This window comes from Pseudomonas sp. Leaf129 (genome assembly GCF_001423465.1).
GTDB lineage: Bacteria > Pseudomonadota > Gammaproteobacteria > Pseudomonadales > Pseudomonadaceae > Aquipseudomonas > Aquipseudomonas coleopterorum.
On record NZ_LMOC01000001.1, the window covers coordinates 1,185,224 to 1,210,427 of the forward strand.

The following is a 25,204-nucleotide window of genomic DNA, read 5'->3' on the forward strand; positions in this document are numbered from 1 at the left end:
CCGAAGTGTGCATCTCCGGCGCATTGATCATCAGTCGCAGTCACCTGCTGAACGCAGCCCACCTAACGCATTTTTCACATCTTCTTCACCCATCACTGAAGGCCGGAAATCTATCGTCGCCAGCACAGCACGCTGCAGGCAGAACCTCTGGCTGAGCAACGCTTGCGAGACTTCGTGCCTACCGCCCTCATTGATTGTCTACCCACCGATCGGAGCCGTTCATGGCTATCGAAATACCTTCCCGTGCGTCCCGGCCTTTTGACTTTCGTTTCGCCTTGGGTGTGCCACTCGCCCTCATGGCAGTGATGCTGTGGCTGTATCCGCCGGCACTGGACTTTGCGCTTGCACAACTGTTCTACGTACCTGGCAGCGGCTTCATCGGACGGCAAAGTTACTGGCTGGAAAACATCCTGCACGACCGCGCCAAACAGGCGGTGATCGCCTTCGCCGTAATGGCGCTGGCCGGATTCATCGTCAGTCTGTGCAGCCCGAAGTGGCGGCAATGGCGCCGGCCTTTGGGCTACGTGGTGCTGTCGATGGCCCTGACGACTGCGGTGGTGATGCCACTCAAGGTGCTCACCGCAGTGCATTGTCCGTGGAGCTTGAAGGAGTTCGGCGGCCAGGAAACCTACACGCCCCTGCTCAGCCCACGCGCCGAGACCGAAAAACCCGGTTTGTGTTGGCCGGGCGGTCATGCCTCCAGCGGCTTCTCGTTGCTCGCGCTGTTCTTCTTCTGGCGCGACCGCCGCCCACGCACCGCGCGAATCGCCCTCGCCGTGGCGCTGGGATTGGGCGCGATCTTTTCCCTGGGCCGCATGGCGCAGGGCGCCCATTTCCTCTCCCACAACATCTGGACCCTGCTCATCGATTGGATGATCTGCGTGCTGTGTTACCGCTGGATTCTCTATCGCCCTGCGGCGTCCCGGATCACCCGCAGCCAGGCCACGATGCTCACCGGAGATCGCTGAAATGAGCGCCAGACGCCAGCTGTTCAAACAGGCGAGCCTGCTGTTGGCTCTGGCAATGGCTGCCGCCCTGCTCAGCGCGTGCCAGACGACACGCGAGCGGCTGTTGGCCGAAGGCTATCCCGCGCCCTTCGCCAACGGCTTCGAGGACGGCTGCAGCAGTGGCCGCAACGCGGCGCAGGCGCTGGGGGAATTTCGCAAGAACGTCCCCACCTACCTCGCGGATCGCCAGTACGCCACCGGCTGGGACGACGGCTTTCGCCAATGTCAGGCCAGCGTCGCCAGCGATTTCCAGCGCCGCATCGGTACCGACAGCAAGGCCGACCGCGACTGGCGGCATGCCCGGGATCAAGACATGGGCAAGGCCTTGGGTCGTACGTCGCGTGACTGATTCGCGCGATTTGGCCTGTGCACATCAGTGCACTGTGAACCACCCGGGATGCAGCAGCGGAAAATGCGCCTTTAGCCAAGCCACGAATGCGTCGACCTGAGGCGCAAGATGAGTTCTGCTTGGATAGAGGACCGAAACCAGACGTGGCTGAGGGCGATGTGCCTGGAGCACCTCAACCAGTTCTCCACTGGCCAGGAAAGTGTCGACGGTAATGCCCGGCGCTTGAATGATGCCGAAGCCTGCAACACCACATTGAACGTAGGCGTTGGACTCATTCACGCTGATACCACCACGGGGTGTGTGAGGATGATCCTCGCCCTCCACCGAGAAGTGCCAGGGCAGCGGCCTGTTGCTTTGGCCTGAAAGGAAGCTGACACAGCGGTGATCACGCAGATCGTTCAGGGTCACGGGCACTGCAGCGGCCTGAAGGTAACCAGGGGACGCACAGGTCACCATCACAGCACTGCCAATCTCTCGGGCCACCAGACTGGAATTCGGTAGCTCGCCGATTCTCAGGACGCAGTCGACTCCTTCGGCGACAAGATCCACCCTGCGGTCCGTTACACCCAACGCAAGCTCGAGTTCGGGAAACGCCTCGGTAAACCGCTTGAGGCTGTCCATGAAGCTGGGCTGAGAGAATGCCGTGGGAATATCGATCCGAAGCCGTCCACGCAAGGTCGGCCCATTGCGATCAAACATGGAGGTCGCTTCCGCGACGTTTGCCAGAATCTCTTTCACTCGCTCGTAAAAGCGCTCACCTTCGGCCGTCAGTTTCACCTTGCGCGTGGTGCGCTGAAAAAGACGAACACCTAACGATGCCTCCAGATCCTGAATAGTGCGGGTGACGTGCGCACGCCCCGCCTGCATCACTTCGGCGACTTTGGTGAAACTCTGCAATTCCGCCAGTTTGGCGAATACCTGCATTGCCTGCAGCAGCTCCATGGAGCCTCCCCGACATGCACCAGACTTTAATGATTGTTGCCTCTGAGGATAACAATCCTGTGGGCGTTTGCACATTTATCCCAACTCGGCAACACGGAACAATGTCCTCAGTGCAAAGGAAGAACATCTCTTCCACGACCCTCGAACCGCTGGAGACAGAACATGAAAGCGTGGCTTCTGAAAGAGTTTGGCCTGGATAACCTTGTGCAAGGCGAAACAGACACTCCCGTCCCCCAGGCGGGTGAACTGCTGGTCAAAGTGGGCGCGGTGTCCCTCAACTTCCGTGACAAGGCCATCGTCGATGGGATCTACGAACCTCACAAAGTGCCCAAGCCGCTGATCCCGGTGAGCGACGCAGCAGGGACAGTCGTGGCCGTCGGTGAGGGGGTCAGCCGTTTCGTCGTGGGTGATCGAGTCAACTCACACCTCTACTCGCGCTGGCTGGACGGCATGCCAGGGCCTGATGAGCCCGAGTACTGCTTCGGCTCGCCGTTGCCCGGTGGTCTGGCGCAATACATGATCATCCACGAAGACAGTGCAGTGCGTGCGCCCGACAATATGTCGGATGAGGAAGCCGCAACCCTGCCGATCGCCGCACTGACAGCCTGGTATGCGCTGGTCGACTATGGCCAGATCCAGCCCGGCGAAACCGTTCTGGTTCAGGGAACCGGTGGGGTCTCAATATTTGCAGCGCAGATCGCCACCGCGCTGGGCGCGAAGGTCATCGTCACGTCCAGCCGTGATGACAATCTGGAAGCGGTCAAGAAGCTGGGTGCCGTGGCCGGTGTCAACTATCGCAAGACCCCCGAGTGGGCTGAGGAAGTGCTGAAGCTCACCGACGGCAAGGGCGTGGATCTTTTGCTGGATGTGGCCGGCGGTGACGGTATCAACCAGTCTATCGCTGCGACCAAGGCAGGTGGACGTATCGCACAGATCGGCTTTCTGACAGGCCAGACTTCTGCCGTGAATCTCATGCCGATGATATTCCGGCAAACCACGATTCGCGGTATAGCCGTTGCGCCACGCTCTTCATTCGATCGAATGAACGCATTCCTGAACGAGCACGAGATCCGCCCGGTCATCGACCATGTCTACTCGTTCGATGAAGCACGCGAAGCGTATGAACATCTGGCCAGAGGCGCCTTCGGCAAGGTGGTGATCAAAATCGCGTAAGGGCGCGATACAGGGATGATGCCTGGCGCTACCCAGCCGTCACTTCGCGACCATCGTTGGGATGCTCCGCATCGACGATCAGCGTTGCTCGGGCCAGACGAATACGCGGCGCCACATGGTAGGCGCCGTCGTCGTTGTGGCGCAGGTAGAGGCGTTCACAGCGCCGACAGTGCCAGACCGAGCTTTGATTGTAGGGATAGAAGCGCGGAGCGATCGGCGCATCGCTCGACCAATAGCTGGTACCGGATGGGTGGTATTCGTCAATGATGGATTCATCGGGTGAATACCGGGCCAATGTGCCGAGTTGCACGAAGTCATCCTCGCGATAGCCCACCGGCCAGGCCGCCCAACCTTGCAGATCCCGTTGCAGGCAGCGACAGTCCAGCTTTATGGCAGATGCCTGGGTAGCCAGATCCTTGAGGGCCGCAGTATCGATGTATCGTTCCATCATCACCCGTCGTGCTCCTGAACATCCATGGAAGTGACAGCCGCTTGCAATAACAAGCGACATACCGATGGGCGTGCACGGCGATTGCCACGGTTTCCGTGACCTCCGTATCCACCCGCCAACAGTCCTTCCATTCTGCGAGATCCCCAATTCTGCAACAAGCCGAAAGATATGCTGTGTCGTTGAGCTCGCTGCAAGACAGCAACTGCGTTAAAAATGGCGTGAATGGCTGAACGTGGTGTCTATGTAGCGTGAAGAACATTGCCTGATTTCAGGCGCCGCTTGCCAATACCCTTACGGAACGCTCATCGATGCACGAGAACACTCACTGGCCGCTGACACTCTACTTCGACGGTGACTGCCCCCTGTGCGCTCACGAGATCAAGGTCCTGAGCGCTCGCGCCTCACCCGATCGCCTTCGTTTCGTCGACATCAGCGATCCGGCGTTCGATGCCCCATCCCTGGGGTTTAGTCGTGCGCACATGGAGTCGTTGCTGCACGCCCGCTTCGCCGACGGAACATGGGTCACCGGCCTGGATGCCACGCTCTGGAGCTGGCGAGCCGCAGGCCTGGGCGTGTGGGCGGCGCCGTTGTCGTGGCGCTGGGCCCGGCCGCTGTTGAACGTGGGCTATCGCCTGTTCTGCCGCTGGCGCCCGCACCTTGCATGGCTGCCCCACCCCGACGGCAGCGCGCGCTGCCGTAGCGACAGCTGTGCGCTTCCCGATACGGATCGTGCGGCGCGCAAGCAGCCGCCTTCTGAGCCTCGGTGAGCGCCCGGGCAGAACAAGCGATTTCCAGTACCCAAGCAGGTTGTCCATGAACACCTTCGAAATCCACCCCTTCATCGCTCGCTGGCACTCGCTGGGCCTGGCACGATCGACCCCATGGCAACTGGCTCAGGATTGCGAAAACCAGGTTCTGACGTTGCTCGATCGTCTCGGCGAGGGTTATCGGCGTCACGGAAACTGCGCCGTTCACGAAAGCGCAGTGGTGGAAGAAGGCGCAGTACTCAAAGGCGCCATCATCATCGGTGAAGGCGCCTTCGTCGCTGCGGGTGCGTACCTGCGTGGCGGCGTCTACCTGGGCAGGCAGTGCATCGTGGGCCCCAGCTGCGAGCTCAAGAGCACCTTCATGCTGGACGGCAGCAAGCTGGCCCATTTCAATTTCGTCGGCGACTCGGTGATCGGCGAAAGAGTGAACATCGAGGCCGGTGCGATCATCGCCAATTACCGCAATGAGCTGGACGGAGCGAACATCCGCATTCGCCACGGCGATGCCGTCATCGAGACGGGCGTGAACAAGTTCGGAGCTCGGGTCGGCGACGGCTGCAAGATCGGCGCGAATGCGGTGATCGCACCCGGTGCGCTGCTACCGCCCGACACCCGAATTCCACGTCTGGGGCTGGTCGATCAATTCGCTCATGGTTGATCAGGGCGATGGATGGGATGGACAAGTAACACGTTCACTTTCCTGAAAAAACACAGAAACATTTTGAAACACGCGGCGCATCTCCCTACTCCAACGTCTTTCTCTCAAAGACTAATCCATGAAGACGCCCCGTCCTGCCGCACGTTTGGAACCGCTCGAGCAACTGCGTAACTTGAAGATGGCGCGATCCGCCCATGCCTATGTGCGGGGCAGCACGGTGCAATTCTATGACTGGCTGCAGTCGCAATCAGGCCGGCGCTTGCCCAGTGGTCCGCCGGTGTGGATCTGCGGCGACTGCCATGCCGGCAACCTCGGCCCTACCGGGGATTCGAAGGGCCGTATCGATATCCACATCCGCGACCTGGACCAGACCGTCATCGGCAACCCGGTGCATGATCTGGTACGGCTTGGTTTGTCGCTGGCGACCGCCGCACGCGGCTCGGACCTGCCGGGGGTGGCCACGGCGCGCATGCTGGAGGAAATGATGGTGGGTTATGAACAGGCCTTCGAGAACAACCACGACGAAGAACCGCAACGCCCCGCTCAGGTGAAGGCCGGCATGCGCAGCGCCGTGCAGCGGACCTGGAAGCACCTGGCTCAGGAACGCATCGAGGACATGCGCCCGACGATTCCATTGGGCAAGCATTTCTGGGCCTTGTCCAAGACCGAGCGCAGCGCCATCAAAACGCTGTGCGCCACCGATGAGATTCATGCCTTGGTCACGTCGTTGAAAGGGCGATCGGGCAGCGACAGTGTCGAACTGCTGGATTCGGCTTACTGGGTCAAGGGTTGCAGCTCTCTTGGGCTCAAGCGCTACGCCGTGCTGCTGGGCGTGGGCGACGATGACGATCAGGAGTTGTGCCTGCTCGACATCAAGGAAGCCGTGGCGGCCGCAGCGCCGCGCACGGTTCGCGCAGGGATGCCACGGGACAACGGCAAGCGCGTGGTCGAAGGCGCCCGGCACCTGTCACCGGGTCTGGGCAATCGCATGCTGGCCACGCGCATGCTCGACCATGGCTTCTTCATTCGCGAACTGCTGCCTCAGGACATGAAGCTCGAGCTCGATCAGTTGAGCGAAACCGAAGCCATGCGTGCGGCCAGTTACCTGGCCAGCGTGGTCGGTACGGCACACGCCCGGCAGATGGACCTTTCGACCAGAGCCGCCTGGATCCGCGAGCTGCAAACCAACCGCTCCAACACCCTGGATGCGCCTTCCTGGCTTTGGTCCAGCGTGGTGCATCTGGTAGGCAGCCACGAGCAAGGCTATCTGGAACACTGTCGCCGCTACGCGCTGCAGAATTGAACATCGGCGCTTGCGTCGAGGACTAAATTGAAACCTTGCGCAGCCCCTCACTCAGGAACCCCGTGTATGCATATTCTTCACATTGCCAGCTCTCCTCGCGGGGAGCGTTCGGCCTCCCTGAAACTGGCCGATCGCTATCTCGAAACGGCTGCTTCGGTTGAGCCCGGCACGACCGTCGACGTACTGGATGTCTGGACCACCGACCTGCTGCCATTCGACGGTCCCGCGTTGAAAGCCAAATACGCGGACCTGGAGGGTGTGGAAATGACCGCCGAGCAGGCGGCCGTCTGGAAGCAGATACATGCCTTGGGCGAGCGTTTCCACCGCGCGGATGTGATCGTGTTCAGCGTGCCGATGTGGAACTTCGGTGTGCCCTACCGGCTCAAGCACCTGATCGACTCGGTGTCGCAGCGTGGCGTGCTGTTCGACTTCGACGACAAGGGCATGGTCGGCCTGCTCAAGGGCAAGAAAGTGGTGGTGCTGGCCACCCGCGGGGTGGCGCTTGGCGAGGATTACCCGACCGAAGACTTCGACCATCAGGTGGCCTTTCTGCGGACTTGGGCCCGCATGGTAGGGATTCCGGCCATCGATACCGTCGAATCCGAAGGCACCCTCGGCGATGCCGCAACCGCCGAGGCCAACTTCAACGCCGCCCTGGATGCAGCCGCCAAGCTGGCCACGACACTGACTTCCTCAAGCGGCCCATCGCACTAGACTTCGGTATGCCGATCCGCCGGTTGGCGCGGATCGGCACCGCTCACCTCCCCTCCTTACACCTTGAACCGCGAGACCACCGTGCGCAGCTCGGTCGCCAGCAAGGTGAGTTCTTCCGCCGTCACGGCGTTGTCTTCGATACCTTCCATGAGCGCCAGGCTGCCATTGCGGATCTGGGTCACGTTGCGGTTGATGTCCTCGGACACCGCGTGTTGTTGCACGGCTGCGCTGGCTATCTGGGTGTTCATGCCGACGATCTGTTCGACGCCATCGCTGATGGCATCCAGGCTGGTCGAAGCGGCATCGGCCGACTGCAAACATTCTTGGGCACGCTGCTTGCCCGCCTTCATCTGCTCGACGGCCGCAGAGGTGGCCGATTGCAGTTCCTGAATGATCCGGCGGATTTCTTCGGTGGAGTTCTGCGTGCGTGAAGCCAGGGTCCGCACCTCGTCGGCGACCACCGCAAAACCACGCCCCTGCTCCCCGGCACGGGCGGCTTCAATGGCAGCGTTCAGGGCCAGCAGGTTGGTCTGGTCGGCGATGTTGCGGATCACCTCGATCACCCCGCCGATCTGCTGGCTGTGCTGGGCAAGCGCCGAGACCTTCTGCGCGCTGCGCTCCACCTCATCGGCCAGGGCCTCGATGGTGACTTTGGTTTCATGCATCTTCGCCAGCCCGGCCTGGGAAGACTGACTGGCGTGTTCGGCAGCGTGGGCCGCTCCTTCGGTGTTCTGTGCGACGTCGGCCACGCTGGTGGTCATCTCGTTGATGGCCGTGGCGACCTGTTCGGTCTCGCTTTGCTGAGTGTTCATCGATTGCTTGGCCCGATCGATGGACACACCCATGCGCGCGGCAGCATCGGAAACCGACTGCGAGCTGCGCTCGACCTGGGTCAGCGAGCTGCCGAAGGCCTGCACCATGTGGTTCAGGCTGTTGCCTACGTCGGCCATTTCGTCCTTGCCACGCACCTGGACGCGTGCGCTCAAGTCACCTTGGCCGATGAGCCGGGTGGCCTGCAACACATCCTCGATGCTGCGGCGCATGGCACTGTAGATACCGCAGAACACGTACACCAGCAGCAGGCCGACGACGGCGAACATGCCAAGAATGAACAGCCGCTCCGAGGTCTTTTCCTGAGCCCGCTGGGCCAGGCGGTAGAGCAGTTCTTCCTGCAGCGTGTCCTGCGCCTTGTACAGTTCGGCCACGACCGCGTTTCCTTTGGCAGGCACGTTCTGCACGTTGACCAGCGTGTCACTGGTAGAGGACGTGACCGCTTCAAGGTCCGCACGGAAGCCGGTCAGGCTCATGAACGCACTGTCGATAGGTGCCTGAATGCGATCGGCCAGGGCGGGCTCTCGGCGACGTAGCAGCTCCAGGCTTTGCTGAAGCTCCTTGTGGATCAGCAATTCGGTCTTGAGCATCGACTTGATCACGCCACGCGTCGCCGGGCTCAACGGCTGCCCCTCACGCAGCCCGCTGGCCAACCCGCGCAGTTGCCCGACGATGTTGATCTGGCGGGGCAGACGCAGCGTGCTCAGGTCGATCATGAACAGCGATGCGTAATCCTCATCCAGCACCATGCCCGACGTAGCGGAGACGTAGTAGACGAAATTCAAGGTCTCGGTCAGTTGGTCGTTCCATTGATCGAACATACCCCCTGGATCGACGCCGGGCTTGGCCAGCGACATCAAGCGCGTGGCCGAGGCATGCAGGCGTTCCACGCGATCGCCGGTCTGCAGAGCGTCGTTGAACTGGCGGTCAGTGGTGGCCAGTTTCGAGAAGGCGTCTTCGATCTTTGCCTGATTGGCCAGCACATCGGCCTGTGCGGTCGGATCGCCGCTGAGCAAGCGGTTGGTCAACGCGCGCTGCATCATGGACAGGCGCAGGATGGGCGTCACATCCAGCAGGTAGCGCTGGCCGGTCTGCTCCGAGCGTATGACCGCCAGGCTGTCATTGAGCTGAACGATGAAGCGGGTACCGAGCAGAAGCAGCGGCAGCAGAACGATGATGGCGAGTACCGCGAATTTGGTCGGGAAGCGTAATCGGTTGGCGAGCGTTACGGCAGGAGCAAGGATGTTCATAGGGTTCTCACAGCCCGGAATGGGACGGTTCGTGGTTAAGCGTGAGGTGAGAACGGTCCATTTCTCGGACGCCGGGGCTCTGTCCGGCCCCTTGGCCGAGCACAGGTGTTCTGTGCTCAAACGTCCGTATCGGTTGGGTTTCGGATAACTTTACGAGGTTTTGTACAAATATCTTTACTTGTACAGGTTTTGAACTTCATGAACTGAGTAATGTCTCGGCGACATCACTGCGAGGATCAAAAAAATAAAGATTGAATACTCACAGAAAATGTTATTTAAATAACATAAATAACAGCCGACGGTGGGTCCGTCGGCGCTGGCGAGGTCACAACAACAATGAGCAAGATCGCAGTCATCGGCAGCAACATGGTCGACCTGATCACCTACATCGAGCGCATGCCCGCCCAGGGCGAAACCCTCGAAGCACCGCGTTTCGCCATGGGCTGCGGCGGCAAGGGGGCCAACCAGGCCGCGGCGGCGGCCTTGCTGGGTGCCGACGTCCTGATGCTGAGCAAGGTCGGCGACGACGGCTTCGCCGATACTACCTTGGCCAATTTCCAGCGTCTGGGCATCGACTCGCGCTTCGTCGAGCGGGTACCGGGCGTGTCCAGCGGTGTGGCGCCGATCTTCGTTCAGGAGAACTCCCACAACAGCATCCTGATCGTCAAAGGCGCCAATGCCCATCTGCATCCGGCCGACATCGATCGCGCCGAGGCGCAATTGCGTGATTGCGCCCTGATCGTGCTGCAACTGGAGATCGAACTGGCGAGCGTGTACCACGCCATCGAGTTCGCTCGACGCCACGCCATTCCAGTGTTGCTCAACCCCGCCCCTGCCCTGGCCGGCCTGAGCAACGACCACCTGCGCTGCTGGACTTCCTGATTCCCAACGAGAGCGAACTGGCGCTCATCAGCGGGCTGCCGGTGAACTCTGCCGACGAAGCGGCGCACGCCGGGCGAACCCTGGTGGCCAAGGGTGTACGCCACGTCATCGTCACCCTGGGTGAACAAGGCGCCCTGTACGTGGGCGCCGAAGGCGAGTGGCAGGTTCCTGGGGTCAAGGTCGAGGCGCGCGACACCAGTGGCGCAGGCGATGCCTTCATCGGCTGCTTCGCGAAGCACTGGAGCCAGGACGCCAATATCCGTCAGGCGATGCAACAAGCGGTGGCCTACTCCGCCTGCTCGGTCACCGGCCTCGGCACGCAGTCTTCCTACCCGGATGCAGAAACGTTTGCACGCTTTCTGGATGCATCGGCTCGCTGACACCTCACCAGCACTCTCGCGGAGAACAATAATGAACAAACCTGCGCTGCAACAAACCCCGGACGGGTTCTACCTGAACCGCACGCCGTGGTTCGCCTTCATCCTGCTGTGTCTGATCTTCGCCCTGTGGGCCGCCGCAGCCGGCATGAACGACGTGCTGATCGCCCACTTCAAGAAGGCCTTCCTGCTAAGCGACTTCCAGTCGGCGTTTTACCTGGGCTACTTCTTCGTTGCCATACCGGCAGCCCTGGTGGTGCGCCGTTTCAGCTACAAGACCACGATCCTGGTCGGCCTGATGCTGTACCTGTTCGGCTGCGCGCTGTTCTTCCCCGCCGCATCCACCGCCAAGTACGGCATGTTTCTGATCGCCCTGTTCGTCATCGCCGCCGGCCTGTCGTTTCTCGAGACCGCCTGCAACACCTATTCGACCCTGATGGGTCCGCAGGAAACCGGCACGCGGCGCTTGAACATCTCCCAGACCTTTCACCCGTTCGGGGCCATGACCGGGGTCTACGTCGGCAGCTTCGTGATGTTCAAGGACACCGACGCCAGCCACGAGCAACTGGCGCAGATGAGCGCCAGCGAAGCGGCCGTGCAACAGTTGCAGATGATCCAGTCGACCTTGCTGCCGTACAAATGGATGATCGCGGTGCTCATTCTGATGTTCATCCTGATCGCCATCACCCGCTTTCCCGCCTGCAAGGGCAACCGCAACGGCAGCGAACCGCGGGCCAGCCTGGGTGAAAGCCTGGGACGCCTGCGCCGCAACCCGCGCTTCTGTTTCGGCGTGCTGGCGCAGTTCCTCTACGTCGGCGCTCAGGTGGGCGTCTGGAGCTTCACCATTCGCCTGGCCATGCAGATGGGCGGCATGAACGAACGCAGCGCCTCATGGTTCCTGCTGATCACCTTTGCCGCCTACTTCGTCGGCAAGATGGTCGCCAACGTGCTGATGCGCAAGATGCACCCCGCCAAGGTGCTGGCCCTGTACGGCGTGCTGTGCATCCTGTTGCTGGCCTACACCATCTTCGTACCCAACATCACCGCGGTGTACGCGGCGGTGGGTGTCAGCGTCTTTCTCGGTCCTTGCTGGCCGACCATCTACGGCCTGACCATTGACGGGCTCGGCGAAGACACGGGTGTCGGTGGTTCGCTGCTGGTGATGAGCATCGTCGGCGGTGGCGTGATCCCGATCTTTCAGGGACTGCTCAGCGACGCCAACAACGGCAACATGCAGATCGCCTACACGGTGCCGCTGCTGTGCTTCGTGGCGATCGTGCTCTATGCGGTGCGCTGCATGCGCCAGCCACAACCGACCCTGAGCGGCTCGGCCGCGGCGGTGGCGCAATGAGTGTCGAACGCCTGCGCCAGCCGCTGTACCCGCAACTGTGGGACAGCACCCGTCGAACCCTGCTCGAGTCGCGTCAGTTCACCGTACACGCCTGGACCTACCCCAGCGGGGTCAAGGCACTGTCGCTGGAGAACAGCCGCGGCAAGCTGGTGATACTGCCCTGGCAGGGTCAGATGATCTGGTCGGCCGAGTTCGATGGCCACGACCTGACCATGCGCAACATGTTCAGCCAGCCCCGCCCCAGTGACAGCATCATCGGTACCTATGGCTGTTTCATGTTCCACAGCGGCCTGCTGCGCAACGGTTGCCCAGGCCCGGAAGACACCCATGCGCTGCACGGCGAGATGCCCTGCGCGCCGATGGACGAGGCTTGGCTGGAAAGCGGTGAGGACGAGCATGGTGCCTACCTGCGCCTGGGCGGTACCTGCGAGTACGTGCAGGGTTTCGGCGACCACTACCGGGCCAGTCCCAGCGTCACCCTGCGCCCGGCCAGTGGCGTATTCGAGATCGGCATGGACGTGGTCAACCTGGCGGGCAAGGCCATGGACCTGATGTACATGGCGCACATGAACTACGCCTATGTGGAGGGCGCGCGACTGAGCCAGCCGCTGGGCTGCGAGCGTATCCGCGTGCGCGCCAGTGTGCCGGCCCACGTACGGCCGACGCCAGCCTGGAGCGACTACATGGCGCAGCTGAGCCAGGATCCGCAAGCCCTGGAAGTGCTCGACTCCCCGGCCCTGTACGACCCGGAAATCGTCTGCTTCTTCGATGAAGTGCGCAGCGATGCCGAGGGGCAGGCGCATTTCTTTCTGGAGCACCCCGACGGCGCGGCCTTCTACACCGGCTACAGCCCGCATCAGTTCGAGCATGCCGCGCGCTGGATCCTGCACAACGCGGATCAACAGGTCGCCGCGTTCGTTTTGCCCGCCACCTGTGAACCGGAGGGTTACCGCGCCGAACTGGCCAAGGGCAACGTGCGCAGCCTGGCACCCGGTGCGCGCGCCGAGTTCAGCGTACGCACCGGTTTTCTCAGCGCCACGGAACGGCGAGCGTTGCCGACGTGACCGGTCTACACCACCAGTTGAGCACCGCCGGCCTGGATCGCATCGCGATACGCGCGGGGAATTTTCTTGTCGCTGACCACGTACTGAAAGTCGCTCAGCGCGCCGAAATGCGCCGTGCGCACGGCGTCGAACTTGGAGTGATCGGCCAGCAGCAGGCACTGCCGCGCCTGACGCATGACCTTCTGCTTGACCTCCACCTCGTGGAAGTTGAAGCAGGTGACGCCGCACTCCAGGCTGACGCCGGCCGCGGAAACGAATGCCCAGGTGAGCCGTACGCTATCGAGAATGCTGGCTTCGGCATGGCTCTCGAACACCTGGTTCTTGCGGTGGAAAACGCCACCGCACAGGACGATGTTGCAACGGGTTTTCTGCTGCAGCTTGAGCAGCACGTTCAGCGAGTTGCACACCGCGGTGAACTCGAGATCGTCGGGAATGAAGTCGACCACGAAGGGCACCGTCGTGCCGCAATCGAAGAACACCGTGTCGCCCGGCTGAATGAAGGCGGCCGCCAGCTTGCCGATCCGGCGCTTTTCCTCGACATGCCGGGTGTCCTGCTCGCTGACCCGGTAATCCCCAGGCTCAGGGTCGTCGTGGGCACGCGTGATGTAGCCGCCCAGCAGCCGCAACTGTTCCGGATGCCGACTCAGGTCGCGGCGCAGGGTCATTTCGGACACGTCGAGCAAGGCCGCCATTTCGCGCAGATGCACGGCTTTCTGGTCTTGCAGGACCTGTTGGATCTGTTTGACTCGGTTGGTTTTCTTGACGTCCACGGGCATCCAGGCAATCCGTTGGTGAAGTAGATACGGTTGATACCGCGAACAAAGTAACACCAATTGTTAATTTTATAACGTGCGGGCCAAGGCCCCGTGTTTCCACTGATGACAGGAATCGCTTCATGACTTCACTCGACCCCACCGCACTGGCGCAGACCATCGATCACACCTTGCTGGCGGCCGATGCCAGCCGCGAACAGATTGCCACGCTTTGCGCGGAGGCCCGTGAACACGGTTTCTACTCCGTGTGCGTGAATTCCAGCCAGGTGCCCGTCGCGGCCCGGCATCTGGCGGGATCCGCCGTCAAGGTCTGCGCCGTGGTGGGCTTCCCGCTGGGTGCCGGCCTGAGCGCCGCCAAGGCAGCGGAAACCGTGCTGACCATCGCCGCCGGCGCACAGGAAATCGACATGGTGTTGAACATCGGCTGGCTCAAGGAAGGGCTGTACACCGACGTCCGGGACGATATCGCTGCGGTGCTGCAGGCCTGCGGCGAGGTACCGCTCAAGGTGATCCTGGAAACCTGCCTGCTCGACGATGCGCAGAAGGTGCGCGCCTGCGAGATCTGTCGCGAGCTGGGCGTGGCGTTCGTGAAAACCTCCACGGGTTTCAGCCGCAGCGGCGCCACGCTCGAAGACGTCGCCCTGATGCGCCGGGTGGTTGGCCCGGACATCGGCGTCAAGGCGTCGGGCGGCGTGCGTGACGTCGCCACTGCCCAGGCGATGATCCAGGCCGGCGCCACCCGTCTGGGCACCAGTTCGGGAATCGCCATCGTTACCGGCGGCCAGGCGGGCAGCGGCTACTGAGCCCACGTGCGATTGAGGAATGTTTTTCACCAGTGTCGATCCAAAAGGTCGGAAACAGACGTCAGGCGGACCGTTAGACTGATGTCATCTCTTGAATCTTGGACAGACACCATGAATGTACGAAATCAGGACACTCGATCGCACGATCTGGCTGATCATGACGCGTTCAGCCGTACCTTCCAACCGGACCAGTTGAGCATCGGCTTCATTGCCCCGGCCTGCGGCTACCCCGACAGCCCGTTCCCGAGCCTGTCGGACCAGGCCGAGATCGTGCAGAGCCTGGATCGCAGCGACGCGGCGGCCCTGTGGCTGCGCGACGTGCCGTTCTACGACCCCTCGTTCGGCGACACCGGCCAAGTACTCGATCCGCTGGTGTACGCCGGCTGGCTCGCCGCCCTCACCCAGCGCATCGCGATCGGCACCGCCGGATTCGTCACGCCCCTGCGTGAACCGGTGATCACCGCCAAGCAGATCACCACCGCCGACCAATTGCTGGGCGGACGCTTTCTGGCCGGCATGGCCTCCGGTGACCGACCCACCGAATACCCGGCCTTCGGCGTCGACTTCGGCACCCGTGTCGAGCGCTATCGCGAAGCCGTGGCGCTGATCAAGACGTTGACCTCGGTGTCATTTCCACGCCTGAAGACCGAGCACTTTGGCCATTTGCGCGGGGACATCGACCTGGTACCCAAGCCGGCAGCCTCGCGCATCCCGCTCATCGCCATAGGCCGGGCCGGGCAGAGCCTGGAGTGGCTGGCAGAGCACGTCGACGCCTGGATCTGGCACGGTGACGCCCAGCGCATGCCGGAAGTGGTGCCGCTCTGGCGCGAAATGACCGAGTCGCGCGGCTTCGTGCCCTTCGGCTACGGTGCGATGTTCGATCTGGACAGCAACGCCGACGCCCCACTGCAGACCGGCCGAGTCCTGCGTGGCGGCCGCCATGCCCTCAAGCAGTTCTTCGCGCAGCAACGCGATGCCGGCATCAACCACGTCGCCCTGAACCTCAAACCCACCCGGCGCCCGGCGCTGGAGGTGATTGCGGAGTTGCAGGAAGAAATTCTCCCCGAGTTTTCGGTGAAGGCGACTTCCTGACAAGAAGTGACCTGAGCGAGCGGCCAGAATGAAAGCCCGCATTCGCGCTGTCGCCAGCTGACGTTTTACCCCGCAGCGCTCGGGGTTTTGCAACGGGTGTACTCCAACTGGTAAAGCGTCGCTTCCGGGGTGCTGGATTGCCCTTCCAGCAACCGGTGCAGCTCGACCAGAAAGGCCTCGCCCGCGGCCTCGACATAGTCGGCAGCACAGCCTTCGATCATGACGATCCAGGCCGGAATCTGCGTGCCTTCGGCGCGGGCCTTTTTCTCGGCGGTTTCGACCTTGCTGACCGCCTCGTCAGCCACGCACAAATGCACGCCCGTGATGCCCTGCCTGTCAGCCAGCGGGGCCAGGACCCGTTGACGCAACGCATCGGAAACGGGCTTGTGCTGCTCCTGTTCAACGTCGAAGCGGACAGTCAGTAGATAGGCGCCCTGCCCCACGCCGCTGGTGTACGTCACATCGCAGATCGAGCGTGCGACGTTGCGATAGGATTTCACCGACTGTTGCGTCCAGGGCGTCGGCGTATTGAGACGCGACAGGTAGTCCTGTCCGCCCAGGACCTGCACGCTGTCAGCCTCGTAAAGGTTGAAGTAGGTCGGCCCCGCATTCAGCGCAATGTAGCGACGCCCGCGCAGAAAGCCTGGAATACCGGCACGCTCGGGCATGTGCTCGCGGTTGTGCCATTCATAGAACTCATCCCGCGCTTCGGGCAAAAGATCGTGCCAGATCGCGACTACACCTGTTCCTGCAAAACTCATGGTGTTCCCCTCTGGTAGTAGTCAGTCAACGTTCGGATGGCGACCGGCTACCCAGGCAGCACCCATTTCGGCCACGTAAGGCACCACTGCCTGAGTTTGCTCACCCAGCCCCTGGCCGCCGACGCGCATGATGTCACCTGCCTTGAGGAACACCGGTGGCTTCTGCCCCAGGCCGACCCCCGGTGGCGTGCCGGTAATGATCACGTCACCTGGCATCAGCGGCATGAAGCGGCTCAGGTACGCGACAATGTGGGCGACGCTGAAAATCATCGTGCGGGTGTTGCCGGCCTGCAGGCGCTTGCCGTTGACGTCGAGCCAGAGGTCGAGCGTCTGTGGGTCGGCGATCTCGTCACGGGTAACCAGCCATGGCCCCAGCGGCGCGAAGGAAAAACCGCTTTTACCCTTGGTCCACTGACCTTCGTACTCAAGCTGGTAGGCCCGTTCCGACACATCGTTGGCCAGGCAGTAACCGGCGATATGTTCCAGCGCCTGCGACTCCGGGATCTGCCAGGCAGGCGTGCCGATGACGATGGCCAGCTCCACTTCCCAATCGAGCTTTTCGGCACCGGTCGGCAGGATGACCGGATCGTCGGGACCGCTGATGGAGCCGGTGTGCTTGTTGAACACCACCGGCTGGCTCGGGATGGGTGTATTGGTTTCTGCAGCGTGGTCGGAGTAGTTCAGGCCGATGCAGATCAGGTTCGGCACACTGCCCACGCAGGGACCCAGGCGAGTGCCGGGCGCCACCGGTGGCAATTTTTCAATGTCGACGCCGCGCAACTTCTGCAGCACATCCGGGCTGAGGGCCGATGCATCGATGTCATCGACGATGCCCGAAAGGTCGCGGACCTCTCCCTTCGAATCCAGAATGCCTGGTAGTTCCTGCCCCGGTGAACCGAAACGAACTAAGCGCATGTATTACTCCTTGAGCGTTGAGAAATGGACAGACATGGAGCCTGCACGGCCGAACCGAATGTGCAGCGGCTCATTGATGGGTACATCGAGCACACCGGCATAGGATCCGGTGATGATCACCTGGCCTGCCCGCAGGCCTATGCCCTGTGTAGACAGAAAATTGGCCAGCCAGACGATGGGCAGAATGGGGTCGGCGTCCGGGTGTCGCCCGTTGATTTCGATTGGCTGGGCGGCACCGCGCACTGAAATGTCCAGTTCGGCTGGCAACCTTGCACAGGACAACGTCGTCCGCGGCCCAAGGACCAATCCGTGGTTGAACAGGCCGTCGGCCAGCAATTGCTCGAACGGCAGCGATTGCGGATCGGTGTATCGGCAGCCGATCACCTCCAGGGCCAAGTGGGTATCGCCGATGGCAGCGATGATGTGTTCGGCGGTGTAGGGTTCGCCTCTTACCGGCAGATCGCGGGTCAGGATGCAGGCAAGCTCGGGCTCGATCCGCGCCTGCTGGGTATCGGCGGGTAACTCATAACGCTCGCCGCTGACGATGCTGTCGCTGTAGAGGGGCGCCACGATCCACTTGCCGGTGGGTGGCAATGCACATTTCCATCCGCCCACGGTCTTGCCGGCCAATGGCCCGACGCGCTGCTGAATGGCGAAGCCTTCGGCCAGGCTGGTGGGCCGGCCAGACTCCGGCAGCGCTGTCAGGCGGATACCTTCGCGGCGGGCGTGGACCAGGGCAGCGGCTGCGGTGTCCAGCGCAGTTGCTGTTTCACTATGGACAGTTTCACTGCGGGCGCAAGGCTGCTCGTTCATGGACTCACCGAGTGCACATCGTTCTGCCGCGGCCACACCGTGCCCACCTTGTGGGCGGCGTCTTCGAGCAGTGCATGCAGCTCTTCGTAGCGATCCGGCTGCATGCGCATGACCGGGCCTGCGATGCTCATGGTGCCCACCACCGACCCGCCGGGAATGAGCCTGACCGGCACCGCGATCGCCCACACCCCGGCTTCGGCCTCTTCAACGACCAGACCATACCCGCGCTCGCGCGTTAGCTTCAGGTCGCTGAGCAGCGATTCGATGGTGCTGAGCGCTTTGGGCACCTGACCGGGATTCGCCTCGGTGCTCCCCAGTCCACTGCGCAGCGCAAGCTCGACGGCCTGCTCATCGGGCATCGACGCCAGCCAGGCCTTGCCGTTGGCTGTCGCGTACAGATTGATCGGGTGATCAATGGCGGGCGAATAGACCAACCCCGGCGCCGCGCCTTGCGCTGACGACAGCCAGGACAGGCTGCCTTCGCTGACGACGGTGAGCCGCACCAGTTCCTGGCACTGCCTGGCAACCTGCTCGATGATCGGCTGAACGCGCTCGGGCAAGCCGATGCCGTGCAGGTAACGCTGGCCCAGCAGCGCCAGCTTCAGGGTCAGGCGATACTGCGACGTTGCCTCGTCCTGTTCCGCCCAACCCTGTTCGACCAGTTGCGCGAGCACGCGGTGAGCCGGTCCCTTTTCCAGGCCCAGGTCGGCAGCGATGTCGGACATACGCATCCAGCGGGCTTCACGTGCCAGCAGCTCGATGGCTTCAAGACAACGGTCGACGGCACCTTTGACGACTCTCATATTTTTCTCGACTTATCTTTGACATCACGGTGGATTTGATCAACATTGCTCTTAACGGAACAGTGTTCCAGCAGTATGCAGTCCCCGTTGGATAAGTCAAACCGCTGCGGATATTCCATGCATGTACCAGAGAATCCGACCTTGCCTACAGCAAGCCGCGTGCCGCGAGGTTATGCATCAGTGCCCTCAGGCCATAGGTCCATGGCGCCGCTTCATGGCTGTAGGTCACCGTATTGCGCAGGCTGCCCAGCAGCGCGCTGCCGATGCTCACCTCGTCACCCTGCTTGTGGGTGAAGCCGCTGCCTGGGGCTTCACGATCCTGGGTGGGCGCAAAGAGGGTGCCTAGAAACAGCATGAAGCCATCGGGGTATTGATGTTCACCGTTCAGCGTCTGGGCCACGAGTTCCAGTGGATCCCGGCTGATCAACGCCATGGAGCTGCTGCCTTGCAGGGTGAATCCGTCCTCACCCTGAACGTGCAGATCGACCACACAGTTGCGCACGTCCTCGAGGCTGAAGGTCTCGTCGAACAACCGAATGAAAGGACCGATGGCGCAGGACGCATTGTTGTCTTTGGCCTTGCTCAACAGCAGTGCACTGCGGCCCTCGAAATCCCGCAGGTTGACGTCGTTGCCCAAGGTCACGCCATGCACGACGCCTTGGCTGTTCACCGCGAGCACGATCTCCGGTTCCGGATTGTTCCATTCGGATTTGCGATGGATGCCGATTTCGCTGCCACTGCCGACTGCAGCCATCACCGGGGCCTTGGTGAAGATCTCCGCATCCGGACCGATCCCCACTTCCAGATACTGCGACCACATCCCCTGCTCGATGAGCACGGCTTTCAGACGCATCGCCGCAGGCGAGCCGGGCTCGATGGCGCGCAGGTTGTCGCCTATCGCTTCCTGAACCAGGCGCCTCACGCTTTCGGCCTTGCCTGCGTCACCACGCGCCTGCTCCTCGATCACGCGCTCGATCATGCTGGATGCGAAGGTCACACCCGCCGCCTTGATCACCTGGAAATCGGCCGGCGGCAGCAGCGACGGCGCATCCGGGCTAATGTGGCTGCCGGTATTGGCCAGCAACGCCTCGACCGTGCCGATGTACCGGCCCGGCGTCAGACGAACCGCCGACACCGGCGAGCGGTGCTCCAACAGGTCGCTCATCGTGGAAAAGCTGTCGGAAAGATCGAATACGCCCTCAGGTCGAATCACGATCGGCGAAGGTCCTGCGATAGCACCTGGGACCCAGGCGCGGCCAATCAATGTGCCGGCTACGCCATCCACCGGCAGTGTGTTCTGGCGCGTCAGTTTCGAAAGTCCCATCGCAGGTTCCATTTCAGTCGGCTATCGGAGCCTTGAAAGTGCTGGACGGGCTTCGAAAATCCCAATGACTCAATCTCACCCATCAATGCTGTTTCGTTATCGACGCGCAGGGGCTCACCGACATGCACAGCGACCACATCACGTTTTCCAGCGTCACACGGTGGCTGAAGATTAAGCACTTGGTTCTGGTCAACAGCCTGGCCAAGACCCGGAACATGCACACCACTGCGCAACAGATGAATGTCACGCAGCCCGCCATCAGCAAACTGCTGCGAGACCTGGAAGAGCTGTTGGGATTTCCACTGTTCGAGCGACAGACCCGCAATCTGGTGCTGACCGAACTGGGCGTATTCGTCGCCCGCTACGCACGCGTCACCCTGGAAGACACGGAGTCATTCGTGGACCAGGTCAACAAGCTGCGCAAAGGCGGCCATGGCCACTTGAAGATCGGCACCATCTTCGCAGCCACCTCGGTCGTGCTGCCCGAGGCCATCGCCTGCATCAAACGCAAACGTCCGCTGCTGGCCATCGAGGTGATCGAGCAAACCAGCAATCAGTTGCTGGAGATGCTGGAGCAGAAAAAACTCGACCTGATCATCGCGCGCTTCACCCACGACGATTGCCAGTCGTTCGAATTCGTCCCGCTGGGGCCCGAGCCGCTTTGCCTGGTCGCCAACCACGCCCATCCGCTCTGCCAGCTCGACGAAGTACCCTGCGCAGCGCTGAGCGAGTGGCCATGGGTCATGTACCCGTTCAATACCCCCATTCGCAGGCGCATGGAGCGTGCCTTCCGGCTGTTCGACATCGCGTCGCCCACCAATACGGTGGAAACCATTTCGATGCAGACCTTCCTGCAGCTGCTCCAGTCCGGCCCGATGCTGGCCATGCTGCCGGAGTCGATGGTCCAGTCGCACGTGCAGAGCGGACAGTTGCGAGTGCTCAGGACGCCCTTCAGCGTCGAGTCCCAGGATTACGGTGTCATCACCCGAAAGGACGAGCAGGTATCGGAACCGACGCAGAGCTTCATCGATACACTGCTCTGGTTCGCCAGCCAGAGGCGCGCTGCCACCGGCGATGGATGAGCGCGTCGAACCCTGCCATGAGACAAAGTTATCGAGCAATCGAAAGCTCTCATTGGGCAGCCTTTGCGCCGAATCCTATAGTGCCGGCACAAGAATGCGGCGCGCACTGGCGACCGCGCATCACCCCGCAGCCCGTGAGGATGCAATGGACCTGATCATGAAAACCGGCGCCGCCCCCGTGCTGCGCTTGAATGCCCTGGACGATGTGTTGATCGCCAGACGACCCTTGCTGGAAGGCGAAGTACTCGAGCAGGAGGGCATCACCGTTCGGCAATCGATCGTTCCGGGCCACAAGGTTGCCTGCCGCCGTATCGAAGCCGGTCAACCGGTGAAGCGCTATGGGCAGATCATCGGTTTCGCCATCGCCGCCATCGAACCCGGCGATCACGTCCATGTACACAACCTGGCCATGGGTGAGTTCTCGCGTGATTATGCATTCGGTGTCGATGTACGGGCTGCGTCGACGCCGGCCCGGATTCCCACCTTCATGGGCATCGTACGCCGCGACGGACGCGTGGCGACGCGCAACTTCATCGGCATTCTCACGTCGGTGAATCGCTCGGCCACGGTGGCCCGCGCCATCGCCGACCATTTCCGCAGGGACATCAACCCTGCCGCCCTGCAGGCCTATCCGAACGTGGACGGCGTCGTGGCACTGACCCACTCGGCCGGTTGTGCGGTCGATGCCTAGGGCGATGGCCTGAGCCTGCTGCGGCGGACGCTCGCCGGCTACGCGACCCATCCTAACTTCGCAGCCGTCCTGGTCATCGGCCTGGGCTGCGAGACCAACCAGATCGACGCCTTGCTCAGCACTCAAGGCCTCTCGCGCAGTGACACCCTGCGCACATTCAGCATTCAGGATACTGGGGGCACCTCCAAATCGATTGCCAAGGGAATCGCCCAGGTCCAGGCACTGCTGGGCGAAGCCAATCGGGTCCGACGCGAGCCGGTCGGCGTGCAGCACCTCACCGTGGGGCTGCAGTGCGGCGGTTCGGATGGCTACTCGGGCATCACGGCCAATCCCGCGCTGGGCAATGCGGTGGATCGGCTGGTGGCCTGCGGGGGCACCGCGAGTCTTTCCGAAACGCCGGAAATCTACGGCGCCGAGCACCTGCTCACCCGTCGAGCCGTCAGCCGCGAGGTGGGCGAAAAGCTGATCGCGCGAATCCACTGGTGGGAGCATTACTGCGCGCGCATGGGCGCCGAGTTGAACAACAACCCCTCGGCGGGCAACAAGGCAGGCGGCTTGACCACCATTCTTGAGAAGTCGCTGGGCGCGGTGGCGAAGGCCGGCTCGAGCAACCTGACCGATGTCTACGAATACGCGCAAACCGTGACGGCCCATGGCCTGGTGTTCATGGACACCCCTGGCTACGACCCGGTGTCCGCCACAGGGCAAGTGGCCGGCGGGGCCAACCTGATCGCCTTTACCACGGGCCGCGGATCGGCCTATGGATGTGCGCCCGCCCCCTCGATCAAGCTGGCGACCAACAGCGCCCTGTGGGCTCGACAGCGCGAGGACATGGACATCAATTGCGGCGAGATCGCCGAAGACAAACAGACCATCGAAGCCTGCGGCGCGGCGATATTCGACGCGATGCTGCGTATTGCGTCAGGCGAGCGCAGCATGAGCGAGCAACACGGGTACGGGCAGAACGAGTTCGTGCCGTGGCAGATCGATGCCGTGACCTGAGTGTGCAGCAACGCTTTCGACACCGCGCCTATCATCACCGGACATTGGGCAATCATGGCCACACACATCAAAGGCTCCACTCGACTCTACGGATTGGTCGGCCATCGGTTGGCCGCTGCCAAATCCCCACAGCTGCTCAATCCCGTGTTCATGGACCAGGGCGAAGACGCGGTCTGCATTCCGTTTGAGGTAACGCCCGATGGCTTGTCCAACTTCGTGATCGGCGCCAGAGCCTTGAACAACCTGGCAGGCCTGCTGGTCACCATGCCACACAAGCAAAGCATGTTGGCCCTGGTCGACGAGCTTCACCCAACGGCTCGCCAGGTGGGTGCGATCAACGTGGTCCGATGCGAAAGCGATGGACGCTGGGTCGGTGCGGTGTTCGACAGCCTGGGCTGTGTTCTGGGCATGCAACAGGAAGGTCACGAGCCTGCGGGCAAGAGCGTGCTGTTGGTGGGCGCGGGCGGCGCCGGCCGCGCGATTGCCTTCGCTGTCGCAGGCGCGGGCGCCCGGTCACTCACGGTGTGCGATGCCGACGAGCAGCGAGCTCGGAGCCTGGCCGAGTCCGTGGCGGCAGAAACGGGCTGCGCCACACGTGTGGGCCCACCTGATCCGCGCGGTCACCATATCGTGATCAACGCAACCCCTCTGGGCATGGGCGCAGACGACCCCCTGCCCGTCGACCCGGAACGGCTCGAGCCCGACATGCTGGTCGTCGACATCATCAACTCGCCGCACTCGACACCCCTTTGCCGAGCGGCCCGCGACAGAGGCTGCAGTACCCAGGACGGCGGCTATCTGCATCGCGGCCAGGCACTCTTGGTGCTGCGCTTCCTGGGATTCGATCAACAGGCGGGTAGCGAACCTGGAGGCTTGCCTCAAGAGCGTTGCGCTCGGTCAGGCTAACGGCAGCACAGCGGTGAAGCAGGTTGACGCCGTCATGCATCGGCGGTTGGCCCGGCAGCTTCAGCATGCTGCACACACAGTCGATTCTTGCCGCTGCGTTTGGCCCGGTACAGCGCATCGTCCGTGGCCTTGATCCAGTCACGCTCGCTGGCGTATTGGTGAGAGTAAGGCACCAGCCCGATACTGAGCGTCACATCGAGCGGCACGGTTGCGTCGACCCACTCGGAAAATTTTCTGCGGATGTCGTCCAACCGCTGAGTGGCTTCACCCAGGCTCATATCGAACAGCAGCAGACAGAATTCATCGCCGCCATAGCGCCCAGGTGCAGCCGATGCGCCCAGTCCCGAGCGCAGCAGATTGGCCAGGCGGCCGATGATCGCGTCGCCCATCAGATGGCCGTGCTCGTCGTTGATTCGCTTGAAGTTGTCGATGTCTATCAACGCCACCATCGCGATGACCTCACCTCGTCGGCATCGAGGAAAGATCTCCACCAGCTTTTCCATCCACGAAGCGTGGTGCAGCAGGCGGGTCATGCCGTCCAGCTTGCTGATGAGCTTGAAGGCTTTCTTGTGCACCGCCAGTTGCACTGAAACGTCGTAGCTGGCGCGGGCCACGATCAGCGGATAGATGATCAGCATCGGCAGGCAGGCCAGTTGCTGCAGCGCGCTGGTCGCCAACGACAACTCGAAGCCCCTTAAGCCCAAGGCCAGAAGCAGTCCCACCCCCTGCAACCCGACAGTGATCCGCAACAGGCGCCATCCGCCCGCTGCCATCGCGTTCATGGCGACCATGGACAGCAGCAGCACGGATGGCAGCAGGTTCAGCGCCATCAGCCCCGCCCAGCCGCCGGCGAACAGGCCATCCAGCGCGAGGCTGCGCAGCTCGACCGAGAACGGATCTGCGGCTCTGCGTGCGAGGAGGTAGGCAAGGGTCGGCCAGACCATGAGGTTGGTCAGCATTGCGGCCCACGCCCACATCGGCGTGTCGGGGTCGACCCCCAGCACCGTACCGATGAACGTTGCACTCAACAGGCAGCCAATGGAACGGGGCCCGTAGATGCGGCGTGCAAACGTTTCTCCCAACTCACGACGACTGAGTGGCATTCCAAGGCTCTCCGGCG

The 25,204-nt window shown here is 62.2% G+C and carries 23 protein-coding genes and 2 pseudogenes; 15 read left to right on the forward strand and 10 right to left on the reverse strand.

What is annotated here, in order from left to right; translation table 11 throughout:
• Positions 1 to 221: 221 nt before the first annotated feature.
• A complete protein-coding gene (locus ASF66_RS05070) occupies positions 222 to 968 on the forward strand; it encodes a phosphatase PAP2 family protein (RefSeq protein WP_056842979.1) in 747 nt (248 codons plus the stop codon).
• A gap of 55 nt (positions 969 to 1,023) precedes the next feature.
• The gene (locus tag ASF66_RS05075; RefSeq protein ID WP_056843440.1) at positions 1,024 to 1,356 is read left to right on the forward strand and encodes a hypothetical protein; all 333 of its coding nucleotides are present in this window, start codon (positions 1,024 to 1,026) and stop codon (positions 1,354 to 1,356) included.
• 24 nt (positions 1,357 to 1,380) lie between these two features.
• Here the strand turns inward: ASF66_RS05075 and ASF66_RS05080 are convergent, their stop codons facing one another.
• Positions 1,381 to 2,280, reverse strand: a complete 900-nt coding sequence (locus ASF66_RS05080; RefSeq protein WP_056843441.1) for a LysR family transcriptional regulator — start codon at positions 2,278 to 2,280, stop codon at positions 1,381 to 1,383.
• A gap of 180 nt (positions 2,281 to 2,460) precedes the next feature.
• Here ASF66_RS05080 and ASF66_RS05085 point away from each other — a divergent pair, with 180 nt between their 5' ends.
• Positions 2,461 to 3,471 (forward strand): zinc-dependent alcohol dehydrogenase family protein, encoded by a 1,011-nt coding sequence (locus ASF66_RS05085; protein ID WP_056842980.1) that lies wholly within the window; start codon positions 2,461 to 2,463, stop codon positions 3,469 to 3,471.
• 28 nt (positions 3,472 to 3,499) lie between these two features.
• Here the strand turns inward: ASF66_RS05085 and ASF66_RS05090 are convergent, their stop codons facing one another.
• A complete protein-coding gene (locus tag ASF66_RS05090) occupies positions 3,500 to 3,922 on the reverse strand; it encodes a hypothetical protein (protein ID WP_056842981.1) in 423 nt (140 codons plus the stop codon).
• A gap of 308 nt (positions 3,923 to 4,230) precedes the next feature.
• On the opposite strand from ASF66_RS05090, the gene ASF66_RS05095 reads away from it, so the two are divergent.
• From ASF66_RS05095 to ASF66_RS05110, 4 genes are all read left to right on the forward strand, one after another.
• Positions 4,231 to 4,689: a thiol-disulfide oxidoreductase DCC family protein gene (locus ASF66_RS05095; RefSeq protein WP_056842982.1), complete on the forward strand. Its 459-nt coding sequence runs from the start codon at positions 4,231 to 4,233 to the stop codon at positions 4,687 to 4,689.
• A gap of 46 nt (positions 4,690 to 4,735) precedes the next feature.
• Positions 4,736 to 5,347 (forward strand): transferase, encoded by a 612-nt coding sequence (locus ASF66_RS05100; RefSeq protein ID WP_056842983.1) that lies wholly within the window; start codon positions 4,736 to 4,738, stop codon positions 5,345 to 5,347.
• Between the two features lie 118 nt (positions 5,348 to 5,465).
• Entirely contained in the window at positions 5,466 to 6,650 is a 1,185-nt protein-coding gene (locus ASF66_RS05105) for a DUF2252 domain-containing protein (protein ID WP_049859245.1), read from the forward strand.
• 66 nt (positions 6,651 to 6,716) lie between these two features.
• Positions 6,717 to 7,364, forward strand: coding sequence for an FMN-dependent NADH-azoreductase (locus tag ASF66_RS05110; protein WP_056842984.1), 648 nt, complete (start codon positions 6,717 to 6,719; stop codon positions 7,362 to 7,364).
• A gap of 56 nt (positions 7,365 to 7,420) precedes the next feature.
• On the opposite strand, the gene ASF66_RS05115 is transcribed toward ASF66_RS05110, so the two are convergent.
• On the reverse strand, positions 7,421 to 9,445 hold the full coding sequence (locus ASF66_RS05115; protein ID WP_056842985.1) for a methyl-accepting chemotaxis protein: 2,025 nt from the start codon (positions 9,443 to 9,445) through the stop codon (positions 7,421 to 7,423).
• Between the two features lie 336 nt (positions 9,446 to 9,781).
• Between ASF66_RS05115 and rbsK the strand changes: the two are divergent.
• From rbsK to ASF66_RS05130, 3 genes and pseudogenes are all read left to right on the forward strand, one after another.
• Positions 9,782 to 10,707, forward strand: a pseudogene (rbsK, locus tag ASF66_RS05120) (ribokinase).
• A gap of 31 nt (positions 10,708 to 10,738) precedes the next feature.
• Entirely contained in the window at positions 10,739 to 12,055 is a 1,317-nt protein-coding gene (fucP, locus tag ASF66_RS05125; RefSeq protein WP_056842986.1) for an L-fucose:H+ symporter permease, read from the forward strand.
• The gene (locus tag ASF66_RS05130) at positions 12,052 to 13,119 is read left to right on the forward strand and encodes an aldose 1-epimerase family protein (RefSeq protein ID WP_056842987.1); all 1,068 of its coding nucleotides are present in this window, start codon (positions 12,052 to 12,054) and stop codon (positions 13,117 to 13,119) included. The genes fucP and ASF66_RS05130 overlap by 4 nt, the downstream gene beginning before the upstream one ends.
• Before the next feature lie 5 nt (positions 13,120 to 13,124).
• Here ASF66_RS05130 and deoR read toward each other — a convergent pair whose 3' ends face one another.
• The gene (deoR, locus tag ASF66_RS05135) at positions 13,125 to 13,895 is read right to left on the reverse strand and encodes a DNA-binding transcriptional repressor DeoR (RefSeq protein WP_082484478.1); all 771 of its coding nucleotides are present in this window, start codon (positions 13,893 to 13,895) and stop codon (positions 13,125 to 13,127) included.
• Positions 13,896 to 14,014: 119 nt separating this feature from the next.
• Here deoR and deoC point away from each other — a divergent pair, with 119 nt between their 5' ends.
• Both deoC and ASF66_RS05145 read left to right on the forward strand, forming a co-directional pair.
• Entirely contained in the window at positions 14,015 to 14,695 is a 681-nt protein-coding gene (gene deoC / locus ASF66_RS05140; RefSeq protein WP_056842988.1) for a deoxyribose-phosphate aldolase, read from the forward strand.
• Between the two features lie 111 nt (positions 14,696 to 14,806).
• A complete protein-coding gene (locus ASF66_RS05145; protein ID WP_056842989.1) occupies positions 14,807 to 15,787 on the forward strand; it encodes an LLM class oxidoreductase in 981 nt (326 codons plus the stop codon).
• 65 nt (positions 15,788 to 15,852) lie between these two features.
• Here the strand turns inward: ASF66_RS05145 and ASF66_RS05150 are convergent, their stop codons facing one another.
• The 5 genes from ASF66_RS05150 to ASF66_RS05170 all read right to left on the reverse strand — a co-directional run bounded on the left by ASF66_RS05150 (position 15,853) and on the right by ASF66_RS05170 (position 20,403).
• Complete coding sequence (locus ASF66_RS05150) at positions 15,853 to 16,548, reverse strand: hypothetical protein (RefSeq protein ID WP_056842990.1); 696 nt, start codon at positions 16,546 to 16,548, stop codon at positions 15,853 to 15,855.
• Positions 16,549 to 16,569: 21 nt separating this feature from the next.
• Positions 16,570 to 17,463, reverse strand: coding sequence for a fumarylacetoacetate hydrolase family protein (locus ASF66_RS05155; protein WP_056842991.1), 894 nt, complete (start codon positions 17,461 to 17,463; stop codon positions 16,570 to 16,572).
• Between the two features lie 3 nt (positions 17,464 to 17,466).
• Positions 17,467 to 18,276, reverse strand: a complete 810-nt coding sequence (locus ASF66_RS05160; protein ID WP_056842992.1) for a 2-keto-4-pentenoate hydratase — start codon at positions 18,274 to 18,276, stop codon at positions 17,467 to 17,469.
• A complete protein-coding gene (locus ASF66_RS05165) occupies positions 18,273 to 19,079 on the reverse strand; it encodes an IclR family transcriptional regulator (RefSeq protein ID WP_056842993.1) in 807 nt (268 codons plus the stop codon). Before ASF66_RS05165 ends, ASF66_RS05160 begins: the two co-directional genes overlap by 4 nt.
• 145 nt (positions 19,080 to 19,224) lie before the next feature.
• Positions 19,225 to 20,403 (reverse strand): fumarylacetoacetate hydrolase family protein, encoded by a 1,179-nt coding sequence (locus ASF66_RS05170; RefSeq protein ID WP_056842994.1) that lies wholly within the window; start codon positions 20,401 to 20,403, stop codon positions 19,225 to 19,227.
• A 122-nt stretch (positions 20,404 to 20,525) separates the two neighbouring features.
• Here ASF66_RS05170 and ASF66_RS05175 point away from each other — a divergent pair, with 122 nt between their 5' ends.
• The 3 genes and pseudogenes from ASF66_RS05175 (at position 20,526) to ASF66_RS05185 (ending at position 24,084) form a co-directional block, all read left to right on the forward strand.
• Positions 20,526 to 21,485: a LysR family transcriptional regulator gene (locus tag ASF66_RS05175; RefSeq protein ID WP_056842995.1), complete on the forward strand. Its 960-nt coding sequence runs from the start codon at positions 20,526 to 20,528 to the stop codon at positions 21,483 to 21,485.
• Between the two features lie 145 nt (positions 21,486 to 21,630).
• A pseudogene (locus tag ASF66_RS05180) lies at positions 21,631 to 23,178 on the forward strand (UxaA family hydrolase).
• 54 nt (positions 23,179 to 23,232) lie between these two features.
• Positions 23,233 to 24,084: a shikimate dehydrogenase family protein gene (locus ASF66_RS05185; RefSeq protein WP_056843443.1), complete on the forward strand. Its 852-nt coding sequence runs from the start codon at positions 23,233 to 23,235 to the stop codon at positions 24,082 to 24,084.
• Between the two features lie 32 nt (positions 24,085 to 24,116).
• Here ASF66_RS05185 and ASF66_RS05190 read toward each other — a convergent pair whose 3' ends face one another.
• Positions 24,117 to 25,187 carry a diguanylate cyclase gene (locus tag ASF66_RS05190; RefSeq protein WP_056842996.1) on the reverse strand — a complete coding sequence of 357 codons (1,071 nt, stop codon included), beginning with the start codon at positions 25,185 to 25,187 and terminating at the stop codon, positions 24,117 to 24,119.
• Between the last annotated feature and the right edge of the window lie 17 nt (positions 25,188 to 25,204).